This window comes from Pseudomonas sp. LPB0260, from assembly GCF_013388395.1.
On the sequence record NZ_CP058247.1, the window covers coordinates 2,453,965 to 2,473,398 of the forward strand.

A 19,434-nucleotide genomic window follows, 5' to 3' on the forward strand; every position below is an offset into this window, starting at 1 on the left:
GGTCGTGAGCAATATCATGTTTGTCGAGACATTTCGAATCAAGGTGTACGTGATCGAAGAGTACCTGGAAAAAGTATTGGGCGGGATTGCCAGTACAACCAGCCTGAAATACGGGAACTATGATGGGGTGTCCTGGTGCTCTCAGCCCGGTATAGAAAGGTGCACGCCACGTTCGGGCTCCAATACCTATGGCGGCGAGATTGACCAACCCTTCTCCATTGCCTCGACCAAGATCGAGTTTTCGATCCCTCGAGACAAGACGCTCCTGTCGAAAGTGGTCGAAAGTATTTTCGAGCATCACCCATGGGACGAGCCGGTCATCTGCATCACCGAGTCTATAGATACGCGTAAAAACGGCGTTGTTTGACCTCTACCCGGTCCCCGCTAGATCTCAAACTCTCCGGGCCAGAGAGCCGGTAACGTGGCTCTCTGGGCACCTGTCCGCCGACTCGGCAGACGCCTTGTGGCGCTGTTAACGCGCGTCGATGAGCCGCTTAAACCTGATGCGAACTGCAATATCTGCAGTCGGACTGGCCGCCCCGGAACTAATTATTCGAAGAATAAGTTCGACATTCTTCAGCGAGGTCATCATGAAAGGCAAGATTGCAGTAATGAAACAGCCTGGACAGATCGAGTTCCAGGAATATGAAATCCCAGCCCCCAAGCCCGGATCTATTATCACCAAGGTTCTATGCAGTAATGTCTGCGGTTCGGAGCTGCATATATGGTGCGGCCATCACCCCAAGAAGAGTGGCGGACTGGGCCACGAAACGGTGGGCCTGGTGCAGCAGATCGGCGAGGGCGTGCTGACCGATAATGCCGGGGCACCTATCAAAGTAGGCGACCGTATTGCCGCCACCTACTTCATCGCTTGCCAGCGCTGCCCTTCCTGTTTGTCGGGCAAACTCAACCTTTGCGAAAACGCCTACAGCTTCTGGGCCAAGCAACCTGAAGAAGCGCCGCATTTCCATACGACCTTCTCGACCCACTATTACATCCATCCCGGGCAGTTCTTCTACAAGGTGCCGGACAACGTGCCGGACAAGTTGGCCGCAGGGGCGAATTGTGCGCTGTCGCAAGTCTATTACGGCATCGAGCTGTCGGAAATCACGGTTCAGGACAGCCTGGTGATTCAGGGCGCCGGTGGCCTGGGGATTTATGCAATAGCTTTGGCCAAGAGCAAGGGGGTGACCGTCATCGTCATTGATGCTGACAAGAATCGCCTCGAATTGGCCAGGGAGTTCGGCGCTGACCATGTTCTGAACATGCGCGAGTATCCGACGAAAGAGGAGCGCGTGCATGCGGTGAAGGCGCTCACCAATGGCCGTGGTGCCAATGTATGCCTCGAGGTGGCGGGTGTTCCAGAGGCTTTTGCCGAAGGCCTGGAACTGGTCCGGGCCGGCGGGAAGTTCGTCACCATGGGCAACGTCACTCCGGGGAAGACCATTGCCATCGACCCCGGCTACATCACCCGGAATCAAATCACGGTCATTCCGGTCATGCGTTACCAGCCTGTGTACCTGTACAAGGCGCTGAAGTTCCTGAGTGAGAACATCGACAGGCTGCCCTTCCACAAAATACTGGACACCGAGTACGCGCTGGAGGACGTCGAGCTGGCGCTTTCCGATTCCATGTCGCGCAAAGTCACCCGGGCATCGATCGTCATGAAATAACCCACGGAACACATTCGCCTGCCCCGGGCGCCAGTTGCCTGCCGACATGGGCGAAGTAGGACGCCTGTATCCAGGCGTCCCTGCCGTTCGACCGGACTCGCGGCGATCTGGCCTGCGCAACTGCCCCATGCGGTGATCGATATGCCGGGGCGGCCCCCATACAACCTTTACCTCGCCTTCCCAGAGGAAGTTCAGCATGACGTCTTCGATCCTCGATTCGAAAATATTCGCCCCCTTGTTCCACTCGCAGGAAATGCAGTCCGTCTTCAATGACGAGGCTCGCGTAGAGGCCTTCCTGCAGACCGAGGCCGCGCTGGCCCGTGCCCAGGCCAAGCTCGGCCTTATCCCGGCAAAGGCCGCCGAGCAGATCGACGAGGCGGCCCGCAGCATCCAGATCGATATGGCGCGCCTAGCCCATGACACCGGCACCGTGGGCTACCCCATTCTCGGCCTGGTGCGCCAGTTGGTCGAAGCCTGTGGCAGCGAGTCGGGCGGCTACGTCCACTGGGGGGCGACCACGCAAGACATCATGGATACCGCATCGGTTCTCCAGATTCGCAATGGATTGGCCTTGATCGACAGGGACCTCGAGCGGGTCAAGAAGGCGCTGATCGTTCTTGCCCAGGAGCACCGCAATACCGTGATGGCCGGGCGCACTCACCTGCAGCATGCCTTGCCGATCACCTTCGGCTACAAGGCGGCGATCTGGCTGGACAGCATCCGTCGCGCCGAGGCCCGCCTCCAGCAAATGCGTCCGCGCGTACTGATGGCTCAACTCTGGGGTGCAGCTGGCACCCTGGCATCCATTGGCGACAAGGCCGAGCTGTTGACCGGCGTCGTGGCTGAAGAGCTGCAGTTGGCGACCCCGCTCGCACCCTGGCATGCGGCTCGGGACGGACTGGCGGAGGTCGGCTGCGGCCTGGCCCTGATGACCGGTTCGCTGAGCAAGATCGCGTTCGACATCATGATCATGTGCATGGACGAGATCTCCGAGGTCGCCGAACCCTTCGTCAAGGATCGCGGCGCTTCCTCGACCATGCCGCAGAAGCGTAACCCTATCTCGTGCGAGGTCATTCGTGGCTGCAATCTGGGGGTTGCCAAGGCAGCCGGGCTGCTGATGAATGCTCAGGAGGCCGACTTTGAGCGGGCGACCGGCCCCTGGCATGCCGAATGGATAGGCCTGCCCCAGGCTTTTGTCCTGGCCCATTGCGCACTCTCTCAGGCCGTGTTCCTGCTGGAAGGTCTGGAGGTGTTCCCCGACAAGATGGCCAGGAATCTCGACATCAGCAAGGGGCTGATAGTCGCGGAGGCCGCCATGATGGCCCTGGCACCGCATATCGGACGGCAGGCTGCTCACGACGTGGTCTACGAGGCCTGTCTCGAAGCGCAGAAGCATGACTGTTCGCTGTACGAGGTTCTGGCGCAAAACCCCGGAGTCACTCGCCACCTCGATGAGGATGCGCTGCAACAGGTCCTGTCGCCGTCGTCCTATTTGGGCCTGTCGCCGACGATAGTCGACAGGGTGATTGCTGGCTGAGGGCTGGTCGAGCCGGCCGTGTCAGGCGCTACCGGCTTGCCGCAGGCTCGTCGAGTCCGCTCGCAGCGGCTGTGTCCGGCGCAAGCCAGGGTCTGCCCCTGGCTTCTGCGCCGCCTGACCTGCCCTCCTGCCCCAGGACTGGCCAGTGCTAAGGACGCTGGGGGGCGCAGGGCTGCCTGCAGTTGCTCGATGCCGGCTTTCTTCAGGTATCGCAGAGACGCTTTCGGACCGCTGGCCTGGGCCAAGTACCTGCGGATTTGCTCTTTGGGCAAAGCGTCAGGGGTAGTTCAGGCGTCGCCTGAGGAGAGGCGGAACAGCAGCATAAGATTTTCTACTGCGTAGCAGAAAGTATTTGAATTTCCTTCTGCATCCACATTGATCACTATGCTCCATAGCAAGAAGTAAGAGTGAGGCAGCGATCAACATAATAAGTTGAGGTGATGGCTGTATCGAGGAGTAATAGCGGCCAAGGTTTGCCGGCCTTGTATCTTGTGTCCAACCGTCAGATACCCCGGGAGGGATGCTGAAACGCAGTACCGCTCATACTCAGGTCAATAGCCTTGCTCTTTAAATAGGGCACGCGCAGCCGAGGCCTGACAGCGAAGTAAAGTGCATACCTGAACCTGCCGCGCCGGATGGATACAGGCATTCGACGCCGCGCACTATAAAAATAAGCTTAAAGGTAAGATCATGAATACCGAATACTCAGAATGCCTAGATGCACCCATAGATGTCGCTCGTACTCAAAGCAATCGAAGAATGCAGATTTTGAGTGTTCTGATTGTTATTGCGGTTGCTTTGCCGCTTGTCCTTCTGCCTGAAGACGGTAAAGGCTTCATTGACACCCTGTTCAAGTCAATGACACACAGTTTCGACTTCGCCTTCCTGTCCCTGCCCATTATCGCGATGGGCTTCCTGGTTTATCTTGCCTGCTCGCGCTATGGCGACATCAAATTGAGTGCTGACCAGGCGGCACCTGCCGAGTTCTCCAGGAGTTCCTGGATAATGATGGTATTTCTGGCGGGTATCGCCACTGGCCTGATGCTCTGGGCGGGCACTGAATGGGCCTATCACTATGCGTGGACGCCGTTTGGCATAGAACCCAAGACTAATGAAATGTACGTGGTCGCTCAGGCCTATGGCCTGTTCCACTGGGGACCTTCAGCCTGGGCGATCTATTGCGTCCCGGCCATCGCCATGTCCTACATTTATTATGTGCGGAAAAAGCACATCTATAACCTGAGTGAATCGTGCCGCGGTGCACTCGGCAATCTCGTCGACGGCCCCGTGGGCACGGTCATCAACTACATGTTCCTGTTCGGCATCCTCGGGGCTGCCGCTACCTCTCTGGGCCTGGGCACGCCCATGATTGGCATGGCCGTCGCCAGTATTCTGGGCATAGAGCCTGGCCTCACGCTGGACATCTCCATCATTCTGGTTTGTACGGCAGTCTTCACGATCAGCAGCGGCCTGGGGCTGGCGAAGGGCATCAAGCGCCTGAGCATCTTCTCGACCGTCGTGACGGTGGCGATCGTGCTGTACATCCTGATGGTCGGGCCGACCAAGTTCATCATTGGCCTGGGTTTCGACTCCGTGGGTTATGCCGTCGAAAACTTCATCAAAATGAGCACCTGGACCGACAGCGTCAATCAAAGTGGCTTCCCGCAAGCCTGGACAGTGTTCTATTGGGCCTGGTGGATTGCTTATGCCCCCTTCATGGGCATGTTTGTAACCCGCATTTCCCAGGGCAGGACCATTCGCGAAGTGATTCTAGGCATGCTGGTCTTCGGCACTGCCGGCACCGCCATGTTCTATATCGTGGTGGGGGGCTATGGCATCGATCTGCAGATTACCGAGGCACTCGCCGTTTCGGACATCGTCAACAGCCAGGGTGGCGCTGCCGCCATCATCGAGATCTTCAAGACCCTGCCAGGCGCCACTCTTCTGCTGATCGGGCTGGCCGTGTCCGGCATCGTCCTCCTGGCCACTACCTTCGACTCCGCCGCCTATGTGCTGGCTTGCGCCACGTCCAGCGAACTCGGCGAGGGACAAGAGCCCGAGAAATCCAACCGCCTGTTCTGGTGTTTCGTGATCACCATCCTGCCGCTGGCCCTGCTGTTCGTGGGGGGGTTGAAGAGTATGCAGACGGCATCGGTGATTGTCGCCTTGCCTCTGCTGCTGATCCTGTTCTGCATGATGATTACCACCATGAAATACCTGCTGGAGGATGGCCGGGCACATCGGATCTAGCGCGCATCCGGGCTGGGTGGCAGGGCTATGATAGTTCTCGAACCGAGCCCGCCAGCCCGCGGGGATTGCTGAGCGAAGAAAACGGAGCTGTTCAAGGCTTCTGCAATCCCCGATGGCCCAAGTCAGACAGTGAGGATGCGACGATGAAGAGACCCCCACCCCATAATTGGTTGTTCGTTTTCAAGATCATCGTCGAGTCGGGCTCCATCACCGAAGCGTCCGAAAGGCTCAATGTGTCGCAGTCTGCCGTCAGCCAGCAGATCAAGTCGCTGGAGGACTACCTGGATACCCGCCTGATAGTCAGGGGGAAAAAGGGGATTTCACTGACTGATGTGGGCAAGCATTACTACAACGTTATCAAGATCGCCCTGGACAAGATATCCGATACTACGGATCAACTATTCGGCTCTGGGCGTGCCGATACGGTCACCATAAAGTCGAACTACTCGTTTGCAGACACTTGGATATCCGGAAAGCTTCATGAGTTTCACAAGTTATATCCGGGGACTCGTGTCGAGCTGTATTCCGGGTTGTGGCTGACGGATTTTGGCGAAATCGGACGAGGCATTGAAATCAGGTACGGCGATGGTGCTTGGGGTGACTCCAGTTGCCATCAACTGACCCGGGATAATGTTTTTCCGGTCTGCTCGCCGGCGACCCGCAATAGCATCACTAAGCGTGCAGACATGTTTGAGCACCCGCTCATCTCGGTGATGGGCAACAAGATTGGCTGGCAGGAGTGGTGCGACGCACAGCAACTGAGTCTGGATGTAAAACCCAGCAGCCTGTATGTCGAAAGCAACTTGCTGGCCTATAAGGCTGCCCGGTCGGGGAACTACATATGCCTGGGAATCAATTCGCTGGTCGACGCTTTCATCCAGGACGGCAGCCTGGTCAAGCTCGAGTTTGGTGAGATTAAAAGTCGCGAGAACTTCTTTATCGTGGAGCCGGACTATTACAGCATTTCCCCCAAGGAGATGCTGTTTGCCGAGTGGATTAAGTCTGCGTTCAAGTAGCGCGAGTCGAATTTAGCGGCCGAGCGCTCGCGGGCATGCCGCGCTCGCGCCTTCAGCATATTAATCACAGCAACCGAATGTTTTCGGTTCGAGTAACTTTTTGTCTTTTTCATACAGGAGGCAACATGAATACATACCAACTTTTCATTGGCGGTGAGTGGACCGATGGTGCCGACGGTGTCACAGAGCCCGTTATCAATCCGGCGACTGAAGAGGTCATTGGCCACTTCTGCCATGCCACCCCGGCGGACATCGATCGTGCTGTCGCATCGGCCAATCAGGGGCTCAAGGACTGGCAGGCGGTACCCCAGTGGCAGAGGGGGGCGATTCTCAAGCGCGCCGCCGACCTCTTGCGCCAACGCAAGCAGGAGATCGCGGAGATTCTGACCCAGGAGCAAGGCAAGCCTTTGGCCGAGTCGGTTGGCGAGATCGAGCGCGCTGCCGACTTCATCGAGTGGGGCGGCGAGGAAGCCCGGCGCATGGCTGGGCGCCTGATGAATGGTCGCGACAGTGGCAATAGCATCGAAATTCGCAAGGTGCCGGTCGGTGTAGTGGCGGCTTTTTCCCCGTGGAATTTTCCTGTGGTGCTGACCGCCAAGAAACTTGCCGGGCTGCTGGGGGCCGGCTGTTCCTGCGTCGTGAAGCCGGCCGAGGAGACGCCCGGTTCGGCGATCGAGCTGATTAAGGCACTGCTTGACGCCGGTGTTCCGGGCAAGACCCTCAACGTGGTGTTGGGCAACCCGGCACAGATTTCCAGCCAGCTGATTGCGGCCCCGTCCGTTCGCAAGATTACCTTTACCGGCTCATCGCCCGTCGGCAAGTTGCTGGCTGCCAAGGCCGGCGAAGTCATGAAACCTGTCACCATGGAGCTGGGCGGGCACTCTCCGGTCATCGTGTTCGACGATGTCGACATTGAGCCCCTCGCGAAAATGCTGGTCGCCAAGAAGTTCTTCAATGCCGGCCAGGTGTGCGTGTCGCCGACGCGATTCTTCGTCCATGAGAGCAAGTATGAACAGTTCGTCAGCCAGTTCTGCGAGCTTGCCAGCCGCTTGACCGTAGGCAATGGCAAGTACAGCAATACGCAGATGGGGCCTCTGGCCAACCAGCGGCGCCTGCAGGCAATGGAGCAACTGATTGCGGACGCGGTGTCGAAGGGCGCCAAGGTGGCTACAGGCGGCCAGCGCCTCGGCGAGCGGGGCTTCTATTTCGCGCCGACGGTATTGACGGATGTGAGCCTGGATGCGGACCTCATGAGCAACGAGATTTTTGGCCCGGTCGTCCCAATTCTGCCGTTCAATGACGAAGACGAGGTGCTTCGTATTGCTAACGACGTCGACTACGGCCTGGCAGCCTATGTGTTCACCAATGACCCCAAGCGTCAACAGCGTTTCAGCGAGCAGCTGACAGCAGGGACCATAGGGGTGAACGATGTTCCCGCCCATATCGCCGAAGTTCCGTTGGGGGGATGGGGCGACAGCGGCTATGGTGTCGAGGGTGGCATCGAAGCCCTGGACGCCTACATGAAGAGCAAGTTCGTCAGTCTTCGTTGACGTCAGTAAGCAGGGTGGCGGCTATACGCGGCCACCCTGTTCACCGGGGGAGAGCTGACGTGTCGCCCCGCACCGATATCAGCGTCGGCCATGCTCTCCTGCCATACCGCTACTGAGCGGATGCCGTTCCAGCGCACTGGGCCCAGCACTACCCAGGTCTCGCCCTCTGGGAGTGCGTGCGCCGGTGTTGCGTGATCGGTACTCAGTATTTCCAGATCGCCGGGGTCGTCCTGACCTGGGCTGCCAGTCTCGCTTCCGTACCAGGCGTAATCCGGTCAATCAATAACATCAGGTTATTGTTTTGACCGAACAAATGTCGTTGGACGCTCAGCCCCCCGAACTCTAACTTTGACTCACCCCGACGGCACGCCCAGCAGGCGGCCGCCAAGGGCCTATTCGCGGTGATCCAGACCATTTGAAGGGTCGGCAGAAGCTTGTCCAAGAGTTCGTGCTGGCGGGATTTCTTCGCCCTGGATAAAGCGCCGAGCGGCGTCACCAAGGTCACGTTTATATATCGATAAGAAGAGGGCGCAATGACCCAAGCCGACGAGATACTTTCGGTCAAGAACATATTCAAGGTATTCGGCGCGCAGCCGGAAGTGGCCATGGATATGTTGCGCAAGGGCGCCGACAAGAACGAGATATTTCAGAAGACCGGGCAAGTGGTCGGCGTGTTCGACGCCAGTTTCTCGGTCAAGCGCGGCGAGATCTTCGTCATCATGGGCCTGTCCGGCTCGGGCAAGTCGACCATGGTGCGCCTGTTCAACCGCCTGATCGAACCGACCTCCGGCAGCATCCACCTCAACGGCCGGGAGATCACCGGCCTGTCCGACAAGGAGCTGACCAACGTGCGGCGCAAGGAAATGGGCATGGTGTTCCAGTCCTTCGCCCTGATGCCGCACATGAGCGTGCTGGACAACGCCGCCTTCGGCCTGGAGATCTCCGGGATCAGCGAGCAGGAGCGCCGCGCCCGGGCCATCGAAGCCCTGGCCCAGGTCGGCCTGGCCGGCCACGAGAACAGCTACCCGCACCAGCTGTCCGGCGGCATGCAGCAGCGCGTCGGCCTGGCCCGCGCGCTGACCAACGACCCGACCATCCTGCTGATGGACGAGGCCTTCTCCGCCCTCGACCCGCTGATCCGCAGCGAGATGCAGGGCGAGCTGATCCGCCTGCAGGCCGAGCAGCAGCGCACCATCATCTTCATCTCCCACGACATCGAAGAGGCCATCCGCATCGGCCACCGCATCGCCATCATGGAGGGCGGTCGAGTGGTGCAGATCGGCACCCCGCAGGAACTGCTGTGCAACCCGGCCAACGAGTATGTCGAGGCCTTCTTCAAGGGCTTCGACAGCTCGCGGGTGCTCAAGGCCGGCGACGTCGCCGCGCTGGACCCGGCCACGGTGTGCCGGGTCAACGGCCATGTGCCGGCCTTCGCCGCCGGCGTGCCGTTCGGCTACCTGGTCAACGAACAGGACCAGCTGCTCGCTGTGGTCGACGCCGCGCAGCTGCGCGACGGCGCCGACTCCGCGCGGATCGAGCAGCTCAAGCTGGATTGCCACCAGCCCATCTACATCGACACGCCCCTGCACGACGTGCTGGATATCGTCGCCGAGGTGCCGTACCCGGTGCCGGTCATCGACCACGCCGGCGCGCTCAAGGGGACGATTTCGAAGAGCTTGCTGCTGCACACCATGAGTCGCCACTGAGCGGCAGACCGTCGAGCCGGCACGCGCCGCAGAACCCCAGAATAGGTAACCACGATGTCAGAGTTCAGCATTCTCGATCCCTTCCAGACCTTGACCATCCCCCTGGGCGACTGGGTGGAGAGCACCCTCAATTACCTGGTGCACAACTTCCGCGAGTTCTTCCGCGCGATCCGCTGGCCGATCGACCAGGTGCTCAACGGCTTCGAATTCACCCTGCAGAGCATCCCGCCGACCATCGGCATCCTCCTCGCCTCGCTGTTCGGCTGGCAGATGGCCGGGCCGCGCATGGGCCTGCTGTGCGCCGTTACCCTGACCCTGCTGGGCCTGATCGGGGTCTGGTCGGAGTCCATGACCACCCTGGCCCTGGTGCTGACCTCGGTGTTCTTCTGCGCCCTGATCGGCGTGCCCCTGGGCATCCTCTCGGCCCGCAGCGACCGCCTGGAGAAGGTGGTGCGGCCGGTGCTCGACGCCATGCAGACCCTGCCGGCCTTCGTCTACCTGGTGCCGGTGGTGATGCTGTTCGGCATCGGCAACGTGCCGGGCGTGCTGGTGACCATCGTGTTCGCCGTGCCGCCGCTGGTGCGCCTGACCAACCTGGGCATCCGCCAGGTGCCGGACGACAAGATCGAGGCGGCCCGCGCCTTCGGCTGCACGCCGTGGCAGATGCTCCGCCGCGTGCAGCTGCCCTTGGCCGCGCCGACCATCATGGCCGGCGTCAACCAGACCCTGATGCTCTCGCTGTCGATGGTGGTGATCGCCTCGATGATCTCGGTCGGCGGCCTGGGGCAGATGGTGCTGCGCGGCATCGGCCGCCTGGACATGGGCCTGGCCACGGTCGGCGGTGTCGGCCTGGTGCTGCTGGCGATCTTCCTCGACCGCCTGACCCAGGCGATGGGCGAGCGCAGCAGCGACCCCAGCCGGCGCTGGTACCACAGCGGCCCCGTCGGCCTGCTGCTGGGCCTGCTGGGCAGCCGCCCGGCAACCGCCAAAGCTCAGGCCTGAGGCCTGGTTCCTGAACCCAATCGAAATACCCGACGAACAACAAAACCCAGAGGTAGATGACGATGAGTTTCGAAAAGCGTGGCTTCACCCAGAAGGTCCTGCACTGCGCCGCCGTGGCGTCCCTGAGCCTGCTGCCGCTGTATGGCCAGGCGGCGAGCGCCGAGAAACCCGGCGAGGGCGTGGAAGTGACGCCGATCTTCCCGAGCATCGCCGAGGAGCGCTTCCGCGGTGAGGTGGCCATGGCCGGCCTGCGCGAGCTGGGTTACGAGGTACAGGAACCCAAGGAAACCGAATACGCGGCGATGATGCTGGCGCTGTCCTACGGCGATGCCGACTTTTCCGTGCACCTGTGGGACAAGCTGCACGACACCTTCTACCAGAAGGTCGGCGGCGACGACACGCTGGTCAAGGCCGGCGACGTGATCCCCGGGGTGCTGCAGGGCTACCTGATCGACAAGAAGACCGCCGAGGCGCACAACATCAAGTACCTCACCGACCTGAAGAAGCCGGAGATCGCCAAGCTGTTCGACAGCAATGGCGATGGCAAGGCCGACCTTACCGGCTGCAACCCGGGCTGGGGCTGCGAGCTGGTGATCGACCACCACCTCAAGGCCTACGACCTGGAGCAGAGCGTCAGCCACAACCGCGGCTCCTACTTCGCCCTGATGGCCGACACCATCGCCCGCTACAAGGAAGGGCAGCCGATCCTCTACTTCACCTGGGTGCCGCAGTGGATCGCCGGCGTGCTGGTCGAGGGCAAGGATGTGGTCTGGCTGGAAGTGCCGCACACCGATCTGCCGGACGGCAACAACGACGTCAACACCAGCTTCGCCGGCAAGAACCTCGGCTTCGCCGTGGACGAGGTCAAGGCCGTGCTGAACAAGGACTTCGCCAAGGAGAATCCGGCCGCCCTGAAGTTCCTCTCGCTGGTGCAGATCACCACCGATGACGAGAGCGCACAGAACCTGAAGATGCAGAACGGTGAAAGCAGCGCCGCCGACATCAAGCGTCACGCCGCCGACTGGGTCGCCGCCCACCGCGAGACGTTCGACGGCTGGCTGGCCGCTTCCCGCGCCGCGGCCAACTGAGTTCCGCGCTCAGACTCGTGAACCTTATTTGGGCGCCCCGATGGGCGCCTTTTTTTGCCCTTCGAGTCGCGACCCATTCATGGAGTAAGCCCATGTCGCTCTATTCGTTCGTCCGTGATTTCACCTTCAGCCAGGCACCGCAGCACACCCGCACGCTGCTGCAGACCTGCCTGCTGGACATCCTCGGGGTCGCCGCCGGCGCCCGCGACAACCAGACCAGCCAGGCCCTCAAGGGCTACGCGGTCGCGCATTACCCGGCCGGCGCCATGGCCAGCCGCCTGCTGTTCGACGGCCGTGCCGTGCACCCGCTGGGCGCGGCCTGGGCCGGCGGCTTCAGCGTTGACAGCCTGGATGCCCACGAGGGCCACTTCACCTCCAAGGGCCATGCCGGCGCCACCGTGGTGCCGGCGTTGCTGGCGCTGGTCGACGCCTGCCGCGAGCAGGGCCGCGCCATCAGTGGCGAGGAGCTGCTCAGCGCCCTGTGCATCGGCTACGAGACGGCGCTGCGCGCCGGTGCCGCGCTGATGGCCACCGCGCCGGAATACCACGCCTCCGGCGCCTTCTCCGGGCTCGGCGTGGTCTGCGGCGGCGCGCGCCTGCTCGGCCTCGACGAGCAGACCTTCCGTCATGCCCTGGGCATCGCCGAGTACTTCGGCCCGCGCTGCCCGATGATGCGCCTGGTCGATCATCCCTCGATGCTGCGGGACGCCCACGGCGCCGGCGCCCATGCCGGGCTCAACGCCCTGCTGCTGGCCCAGGCCGGGGTCACCGGCGCGCCGGCCGAGACGGTCGAGACCACGGCGGTCGCCGCCCAGTGGCACGACCTCGGCCAGCGCTGGGAGATCGATGCCCAGTACTTCAAGCCCTGGCCGGTGTGCCGCTGGGCCCAGCCGGCCCTGACCGCGATGACCGCGCTGCTGGCCGCGCATCCGCAGATCAGCGGCGAGGCCATCGAGAAGATCCAGGTCGAGACCTTCCACGAATCCATGCGCCTGCAGGGCCACACCCCGGCCAATGCCGACGAGGCCCAGTATGCCCTGGCCTTCCCGCTGGCGGCGCTGGTCGCCCGTGGCCAGGTCGGCCCGCTGGAGGTGACCGGGGAGGCAATCCATGCTGCCGACATCCTCGCCGTCAGCCAACGAATCGAGATCGTCGAGGCCGACGACCTGTCCGCGCGCTTCCCCAATGAGATCCTCTCGCGGGTCTCGGTGTCGCTCAAGGATGGCCAGCGCTTCGCCAGCCCGATCACTGCGGCCAAGGGCGACCCGGCCACGGCCATGAGCCAGGCCGAGTTCAGCGCCAAGTTCCACCTGCTCGCCGGCGTCAGCCTGGATCAGGTGCGCCGGGAGGCCATCGAACAGGCCGTCGCCGCGCTGCCGGCCAGCGCCGACTGCAGCGAGCTGTTCGAGTTGCTGTTCCACACCGACGTCGCCCGGGCAATGCCCGAGGCCGCTCAGCTCATGGAGATCGCCCTATGAAGTTCGCCGAGAAAGTCACCCTGATCACCGGCGCCGCCGGCGGCGTCGGCCAGGCCCTGGCCCTGCTGTTCGCCCGCGAGGGTGCGCGCCTGATGCTGTCCGACCGCGACGAGGTGGGTTGTGCGGCCATCGCCGAGCGGGCCCGCGCCCTCGGTGCCGAGGTCAGTTACCTGGCCGGCGACCTCAAGCAGAAGAGCTATTGCGAGGCGCTGGTCAGCGCCGCGGTGGAGGCCTTCGGCGGCCTCGACATCGTGCTCAACAATGCCGGCATCATCCCCCGCGGCACCATCGAGGAAACCACCGACGAGATGTGGTTCGACGCCATGGGCGTGAACCTCAACGCGGTGTTCTACATCTGCCGCGCCGCCATTCCACACATGAAGGGCCGCAAGGGCGCGGCCATCGTCAACACCTCCTCGGTGTGGGGCGTCTACCCGGGGCCGGGGCATGTCGCCTACTGCACCAGCAAGGGCGCGGTGGCGGCGCTGAGCAAGAACCTCGGCCGCGACTGTGCGCCGCTGGGCATCCGGGTCAACGCCGTGTGCCCGCATGAAATCAACACGCCGATGATCCGCAGCGGTTTCGAGCGCCGCGGCCTGGACCCGGACAAGGCGGTCGAGGAGCTGAACAAGAGCGTGCCCCTGGGGCGCATCGCCGAACCGGAGGACATCGCCGATGTGATCGCCTTCCTGGCCTCGGACGAGGCGCGTTACATCGCCGGCGAGACCCTCGAGGTCACCGGTGCCAAGCCGGTTTCGGGCTGAGGAGATGACCATGCTTTTGACAGGAAAAAATGCCCTGGTGACCGGCGGCGGCCGTGGCATCGGCCGCGGCATCACCGAGAAACTGCTGGCCGCCGGTGCGCGGGTGCTGGTGGCCCAGCGCCAGGCACTGGACGCCGAGCTGGCGAATAACCCGGATGTGTTCTTCGTCGAGGCCGACCTGGCCGAGTCCGGCGCGCCGCTGCGCATCGCCCAGGCCGCGGCCGAACTGCTCGGCGGCATCGACGTGCTGGTGAACAACGCCGGCTTCATGTTCGAGCAGCCGATCGAGGCCATGAGCGAGCAGGACTGGGACCGGATGCTGGTGGTCAACCTGCGCGCGCCGGTGTTCCTCGCCCGCGAACTGCTGGCGCAGATGCGCCAGCGCGGCGGCGGCAGCATCATCAACATCGGCTCGATCGAGGGCCTCGGCGCCAACCCCCAGCACGCCGCCTACTGCGCCTCCAAGGCCGGCATCCACGGCCTGACCCGGGCCCTGGCGGTGGACCTCGGCCGCGACGGCGTGCGCTGCAACGCCATCGCCCCGGGCTGGATCGACTCGGACCTGAGCAACGCCTACATCGACGTCCAGGCCGACCCGGTCGGCGCCCGCCAGGGCCTGCTGGCCATGCACCCGGTCGGCCGCACCGGCACCCCGCAGGACGTCGGCGGCGCGGTGGTATTCCTCGCCTCCGACGAAGCGGCCTTTGTCACCGGCCAGATTCTGGTGGTCGACGGCGGCCGCACCGCCAAGCTGCCCCTGCCGTTCTGAGGCGCTGTACGCGGCATGCCCCAGGTGTCGGAAATAGACACCTGGGGGCGCGCCTGTACATAGAGCGCGCGCCCGGCCGGCGCTGCTGTGCGGTATCCGCCGAGCCCACGGCGCCCAGAACTCGCTCATCCGCCTCGTTTAGGCGGCTCGAATGGAGGGCTGGCTTGCCCGCTTAATCCCTTCGCTCCAATTGAAAAATTTGCTGGCCACATGCCCACGCCTTTCCTATACATAGGAAAGCCCCTCACCGTTGACGTGCTGTTGAAAAACGACCTGCGTGGCCAATGAGTTATTTAAAACAGATTCGAGCGCGAGTTCGCTCGGCATGCCGAGCGACTGCATGTGAACTCCGTCGGTGCATCTGTTTGATTTGCCAGAGATTGCCTTCCTGGCCTGCCTGGGATGGCCTTGCCGACGCTCTTCGGCCAACTGGCAAACATTCACTCTCCAGAGGGCGAGGATCATCATGCCTGCCCGCAGAAATCCGATACGCGTGATGCTGATCGATTGCCGTCCTCTGGTCCTCATGGGCCTGCACGATCTGATCAACGCGAGGAAGCCACGGATGGAGGTGATCGGCCAAGCCTCGGCCTATGCCAGCGCACTGGATCTTGCCGACCGGTTGCGTCCCGATGTCATTTTTTTCAGTTTCTTTCCGGATGCACTCGACCCGCTGGATGTCATCGCCGGGCTCGCCTCCAATGCCGAGATGAAAGTGCTGGTGCTCAAGGGGTTGTACGAATCCATTCCAGTGGGCCAGGCGATAGGTGCGGGTGCCCGTGGCATAGTGCTGGCCGAAGACCCGACGGAAGCGATCATCCAGGCCATCATCAGGGTCCACCATCGTGACGTCGGGCTGGACAGAGCCTGGGCCGGGGGGCTGTCCAGCTATGCCGTGGCCGGGCACGTGCCCTTTAAGTGCAGTCTGGAGAGGACGAGGCAGGCGCAGTTGACGCATCGCGAAAAGGAGCTGATTCGCGTCATAGTGGGCGACCCGTCCGCCAAGTACCTGAGCATCGCCGCGCACTTGGGTATCAGTGAGCACACCGTGCATAACCACCTCAGCAACATCTATCACAAACTCAAACTCATCAACCGCGTCGACCTGCTGATATACGCGCTGAAGCACGGGATTACCGACAGCGATGAGCCGCCTGCGTCCAGTTGGGTGGAGTTGGATTGAATCGAGGCCCTGGCACCCTGTGCAGTGCCCGGGCAGTCGGGCCGTTGCCCTCCTGAGCGGTGGCCAGGTGCGAGAGGCTGGCTGATGGCGGTGCCGGCCTGCATGCCCGCCGCCCCTGCAAGAGTTGCCGGCAGCAGTGCGGGGGGTAGGCTCTTGCGCTACCGCCCGCAGCTGCACCTTCCCGCGATGCCTCAGATGCCGCCGAGCACGATGTCGCTGGCCAGCAGGTCGACCCCGACCACGGTGATGGTGGTGATCTGTCCGCCGGACTCGGTGATCGTCACCAGGCTGTCTGCGCCGCTGTTGTCGATCGACGTGACGGCACCCGGGTCGCCAAGCAGCACCAGCCTGTCGCGCAGGCCCGAGCTCGCATCGAAGCCGGTGACCTGGTATAGGGTCTCGGTGAAAGACAGGTCGACGTTGAAGGCGTCCTGCTTGCCGAGCGTGCCGAGCAGCGAGTAGTCGAACAGCGTGTTGGCCAGTTCGTTGGCGAACAGGTCGGCGGCGAAAATGCTGGTCGCCGTATCGCCGTCGCCGTCGGTCAGGGTGGCGCTGAAGGTCAGCCGGATATCGCTGGCCAGGCTCTCGGTCTCCTGGATGAACTGGATCACCGGGATCTTGATCACGCCCTTGCCCATGGTCAGCTGCACCGCATCGATCAGCTTGCTGCCTTCGCGCTCGATGAGGAAGGACTTCTGCCCGCCCGCTTCCGACTTCAGGTCAGCGGCTCCCACCAGGATATGGTTCGAAACCGTCTCGTCCGAGTAGAAGATCCGGTAGTAGAGCTGTTCCGTCGCTGGGTTGTAGCCCTGCACCGAGTTGTCGATGAAGACTCGCATGGCCGTCAACAGGGACTCGGGGTTGACGACGAAGCTCTCGTCGCCGGGATTGATGCCGGCCGTGCCGTTGCCATCCAGGTTGTTGTTGCCGATGCCGATGCCCGAGGTGCTGACGTTCATGTTCGCCGTGCCGAGGAAGCTGAATCCTCCGGCTTCTATCTGCGCTTCGGTCAGGTCCGACGCGCCCGGCCCGATGGCGAGGAGAATGTTGGCGGCGCTGGTGGTCGCGTTGACGCCGAAGAAGACGATCTCCTCGGAGGGCGACGGAATGGTCGGCGTATTCTGCGGCGGGATCAGCAGGGTGCGCACCGGGTCCGGGCCGCCGGCAGCGAGCGCGCCATCGGCACTGCTGCGCACTATCATCGAACTGAAACCCTGCACCAGGTCCAGCGCATAGGTGCCATTGGCGAAAGCGGTCAGCGTGTAGTCGATGGTGGTATTCGCCGTTGCGGAATTGTTGTCGAAATCGCCGGTCAACTGGCCGGCGAAACGGAAGGCGCCGCTGGCATCCGGCGAGGGCGACAGCTCGGTGAGTGTGCCGCTTCCGGTGGCGGTAGTGCCGTCGGGCCTGACCAGGGTGAACTGGCCGTTCACCAGGCTGATGTCCAGACCGCTCGCGCCCAGTCCGTCGGCGCCGGCCGCCATGTTCCAGTAGCCGAACTGCGCGAGGGTGGTGCCGGTGCCTATCAGGTTGCCGAAGGCCAGGGTAGGGCCGTCGTCCTCGAAGATCATCTGGGAGCCGACCTCGGTGACCGAGGTCGAGACCTGCCGCAGCATGAAGCCACCAATGTCGAAGTCGGCGTGGTTGTTGCCCTTGGCGTTGAGGGCCGCGCCGTTCTCGACGAGTACGCGGTTGTGATCCGTGGTGGTGGTGTATTCGATCCTGTGGCCGGCCTTGATGCCGGTCAGCGTCGCGACCCCGCCGACGATGGCGATGGTGATGCCGGGGTCGTTCACCGAACCATCCGAGTTCTCGATCACCAGCCCGCTGGCGATGTTGATGACGCGGACGTTGCTGATCGCCACCGCGGTATCGTTTGTATAGCCGTCGACGAAATTCACCCCGGGTTCCGCGTCGGTGCTGAAGGCGCTGATCTTCACCTGAGCCGTCTTGCCGCTCTGCAGTTGCACGACGTCGAAGCGCGCCGAGCGCGCGTTGAACATGGCGGTGAAGTCGATGTTGGCTTCGACATCCGCTTCGTTCTGATCCAGATTGGGAATGGTCACGTCCAGACGGGCGCCGGTGACGAAGGTGAAGCGGATGCCCTCCTGTTCGGTGATCATCTGATTGTTGGTGCCGAAGGTGGTCGGGCCGCCCGCCTGGCTGGTGTTGATGGTGTCGCCGGTGTTGATGTTGACGCCGGTGGACTGGTTAGCGGGGTCCTTGCCGGTGGCGATGATGCTCGGATTCGAGATCCGCGTGACACCGTTGTCGTTAAAGGTTAGCGGGTTGGTCTGGGTGAACATGAGGAACAGGTTCTGCCCGGAGGGCGCGTTGGCCAGGACGAACTCCACGTCCTGGCTGGTGCCGATGAATACCTTGTTGAGCAAGTTGAGCGCATCGTCGGGGTCGTTGGGGTTCAGGTGCTTGAGCGGCTGGTATTGCACCATCCACAGCTTGCCGCCCGAGACCGGCGAGCCGGTTTCCTCGATATAGGCGGCGAACACGATGGTCCCGTGCGGCCCCCCGGCCCGGGCCAGCAGGATGTTGTTGTTGAGGCTATCGGTGTAGAGCAGGATGCTCGTGCCGTCGAGGGTGTCCAGGCCGCTGTCCAGGCCATTGAGCGGCGCGCCCGTGCTGTCGGTGAAGCTGACATCGATGACGTTCGCGCCGGGGGGCGGGGTGATGCTGAAGGCGTTGCTGCCCGTGTCGCCCACGGCCCCGCTATAGCCGCTCAAGGCCGCGCCCAATGCGGTGGAGGTGTTGGCCCCCAGTACGCTCAGGCGCGTGGAGAAGGTCAGCGGCAGGGTTGTCACCAGAATGTCGTTGTCGTCCGCGTCTCCCGCGATGCCTGGAGTGGCAGTGTTGTTCTGCAATCCGGCCGTTTCGTCCAGCGTAACGTACACAATAGCCATGGCGTGCTCCTGGGTGTTGCCGGTCATCGAGGCCTGACCGTTGGCCGTGACTTCAGCTCTGTCCTCCACTATCGGGAGAGACCGGCGCAGTGCCCATCGCCCGATGCTCCCAGACGGCATGGGAGTTTCGGACTAGTGGCGTATTGCTGGCGCCGAGCGCTGATGCAAGGAGCTATCGGAGGAGCGCGGGCTGCAGCGGGGGGGCGGCGCGACAGGTCGCCCTGGCGTTGCTCGGCAGTCGAGTGGCGTGGTTTTCTGCCGGGTCCCGGCTCGTAGATGGGGGCGGTAGCACCGCCGCCCGTCGGATCAGCCGGCTCGCTGGTGCAAGGCGATTTGAGCCGCCTTTCCGCGTGCCGTATCGAGTCGTAATAGGGCTGCTACAGCGTGTTCACATGGATATTATTTCGCGGACTGGCTCCAGGAGCAGGGTATGCTTGTGCCCTGCACGCCAGGGGAAATGCCCCTCCCGCCTGGCGGGGGGCGTGGCCCCGCATAACTAGAAT

The 19,434-nt window shown here is 62.6% G+C and carries 14 protein-coding genes; 13 read left to right on the top strand and 1 reads right to left on the bottom strand.

Annotated elements, in window-relative coordinates:
* Window positions 1-4 precede the first annotated feature (4 nt).
* The 13 genes from LPB260_RS10905 (at window position 5) to LPB260_RS10965 (ending at window position 16,016) form a co-directional block, all read left to right on the top strand.
* Complete coding sequence (locus LPB260_RS10905; RefSeq protein WP_208708746.1) at window positions 5-367, top strand: hypothetical protein; 363 nt, start codon at window positions 5-7, stop codon at window positions 365-367.
* A gap of 223 nt (window positions 368-590) precedes the next feature.
* Window positions 591-1,673, top strand: a complete 1,083-nt coding sequence (locus tag LPB260_RS10910; protein WP_208708747.1) for a zinc-binding dehydrogenase — start codon at window positions 591-593, stop codon at window positions 1,671-1,673.
* Between the two features lie 196 nt (window positions 1,674-1,869).
* Window positions 1,870-3,210, top strand: a complete 1,341-nt coding sequence (locus LPB260_RS10915; RefSeq protein ID WP_208708748.1) for an adenylosuccinate lyase family protein — start codon at window positions 1,870-1,872, stop codon at window positions 3,208-3,210.
* A gap of 690 nt (window positions 3,211-3,900) precedes the next feature.
* On the top strand, window positions 3,901-5,460 hold the full coding sequence (locus LPB260_RS10920; RefSeq protein ID WP_208708749.1) for a BCCT family transporter: 1,560 nt from the start codon (window positions 3,901-3,903) through the stop codon (window positions 5,458-5,460).
* Window positions 5,461-5,603: 143 nt separating this feature from the next.
* Window positions 5,604-6,476: a LysR family transcriptional regulator gene (locus LPB260_RS10925; protein WP_208708750.1), complete on the top strand. Its 873-nt coding sequence runs from the start codon at window positions 5,604-5,606 to the stop codon at window positions 6,474-6,476.
* Window positions 6,477-6,601: 125 nt separating this feature from the next.
* Window positions 6,602-8,026 (top strand): NAD-dependent succinate-semialdehyde dehydrogenase, encoded by a 1,425-nt coding sequence (locus tag LPB260_RS10930; RefSeq protein WP_208708751.1) that lies wholly within the window; start codon window positions 6,602-6,604, stop codon window positions 8,024-8,026.
* Window positions 8,027-8,559: 533 nt separating this feature from the next.
* Entirely contained in the window at window positions 8,560-9,732 is a 1,173-nt protein-coding gene (locus LPB260_RS10935) for a glycine betaine/L-proline ABC transporter ATP-binding protein (RefSeq protein WP_208708752.1), read from the top strand.
* Between the two features lie 54 nt (window positions 9,733-9,786).
* Window positions 9,787-10,734, top strand: a complete 948-nt coding sequence (gene proW / locus LPB260_RS10940) for a glycine betaine/L-proline ABC transporter permease ProW (protein ID WP_208708753.1) — start codon at window positions 9,787-9,789, stop codon at window positions 10,732-10,734.
* A 62-nt stretch (window positions 10,735-10,796) separates the two neighbouring features.
* Window positions 10,797-11,822 (top strand): glycine betaine/L-proline ABC transporter substrate-binding protein ProX, encoded by a 1,026-nt coding sequence (gene proX / locus LPB260_RS10945; RefSeq protein WP_208708754.1) that lies wholly within the window; start codon window positions 10,797-10,799, stop codon window positions 11,820-11,822.
* A 92-nt stretch (window positions 11,823-11,914) separates the two neighbouring features.
* Entirely contained in the window at window positions 11,915-13,300 is a 1,386-nt protein-coding gene (locus LPB260_RS10950; RefSeq protein ID WP_208708755.1) for an MmgE/PrpD family protein, read from the top strand.
* Entirely contained in the window at window positions 13,297-14,064 is a 768-nt protein-coding gene (locus LPB260_RS10955; RefSeq protein ID WP_208708756.1) for an SDR family NAD(P)-dependent oxidoreductase, read from the top strand. The genes LPB260_RS10950 and LPB260_RS10955 overlap by 4 nt, the downstream gene beginning before the upstream one ends.
* A 10-nt stretch (window positions 14,065-14,074) precedes the next feature.
* The gene (locus LPB260_RS10960) at window positions 14,075-14,833 is read left to right on the top strand and encodes an SDR family NAD(P)-dependent oxidoreductase (RefSeq protein WP_208708757.1); all 759 of its coding nucleotides are present in this window, start codon (window positions 14,075-14,077) and stop codon (window positions 14,831-14,833) included.
* Window positions 14,834-15,299: 466 nt separating this feature from the next.
* Complete coding sequence (locus LPB260_RS10965; RefSeq protein WP_208708758.1) at window positions 15,300-16,016, top strand: response regulator transcription factor; 717 nt, start codon at window positions 15,300-15,302, stop codon at window positions 16,014-16,016.
* Window positions 16,017-16,207: 191 nt separating this feature from the next.
* Here the strand turns inward: LPB260_RS10965 and LPB260_RS10970 are convergent, their stop codons facing one another.
* Window positions 16,208-18,931 (bottom strand): hypothetical protein, encoded by a 2,724-nt coding sequence (locus LPB260_RS10970; protein WP_208708759.1) that lies wholly within the window; start codon window positions 18,929-18,931, stop codon window positions 16,208-16,210.
* Between the last annotated feature and the right edge of the window lie 503 nt (window positions 18,932-19,434).

Coding starts and splice junctions, on each gene's coding strand:
- proX (WP_208708754.1), top strand. CDS start 10,797: ATGAGTTTCGAAAAGCGTGGCTTCACCCAGAAGGTCCTGCACTGCGCC.
- LPB260_RS10925 (WP_208708750.1), top strand. CDS start 5,604: ATGAAGAGACCCCCACCCCATAATTGGTTGTTCGTTTTCAAGATCATC.
- LPB260_RS10960 (WP_208708757.1), top strand. CDS start 14,075: ATGCTTTTGACAGGAAAAAATGCCCTGGTGACCGGCGGCGGCCGTGGC.
- LPB260_RS10965 (WP_208708758.1), top strand. CDS start 15,300: ATGCCTGCCCGCAGAAATCCGATACGCGTGATGCTGATCGATTGCCGT.
- LPB260_RS10930 (WP_208708751.1), top strand. CDS start 6,602: ATGAATACATACCAACTTTTCATTGGCGGTGAGTGGACCGATGGTGCC.
- LPB260_RS10950 (WP_208708755.1), top strand. CDS start 11,915: ATGTCGCTCTATTCGTTCGTCCGTGATTTCACCTTCAGCCAGGCACCG.
- LPB260_RS10910 (WP_208708747.1), top strand. CDS start 591: ATGAAAGGCAAGATTGCAGTAATGAAACAGCCTGGACAGATCGAGTTC.
- LPB260_RS10920 (WP_208708749.1), top strand. CDS start 3,901: ATGAATACCGAATACTCAGAATGCCTAGATGCACCCATAGATGTCGCT.
- LPB260_RS10970 (WP_208708759.1), bottom strand. CDS start 18,931: ATGGCTATTGTGTACGTTACGCTGGACGAAACGGCCGGATTGCAGAAC.
- proW (WP_208708753.1), top strand. CDS start 9,787: ATGTCAGAGTTCAGCATTCTCGATCCCTTCCAGACCTTGACCATCCCC.
- LPB260_RS10955 (WP_208708756.1), top strand. CDS start 13,297: ATGAAGTTCGCCGAGAAAGTCACCCTGATCACCGGCGCCGCCGGCGGC.
- LPB260_RS10935 (WP_208708752.1), top strand. CDS start 8,560: ATGACCCAAGCCGACGAGATACTTTCGGTCAAGAACATATTCAAGGTA.
- LPB260_RS10915 (WP_208708748.1), top strand. CDS start 1,870: ATGACGTCTTCGATCCTCGATTCGAAAATATTCGCCCCCTTGTTCCAC.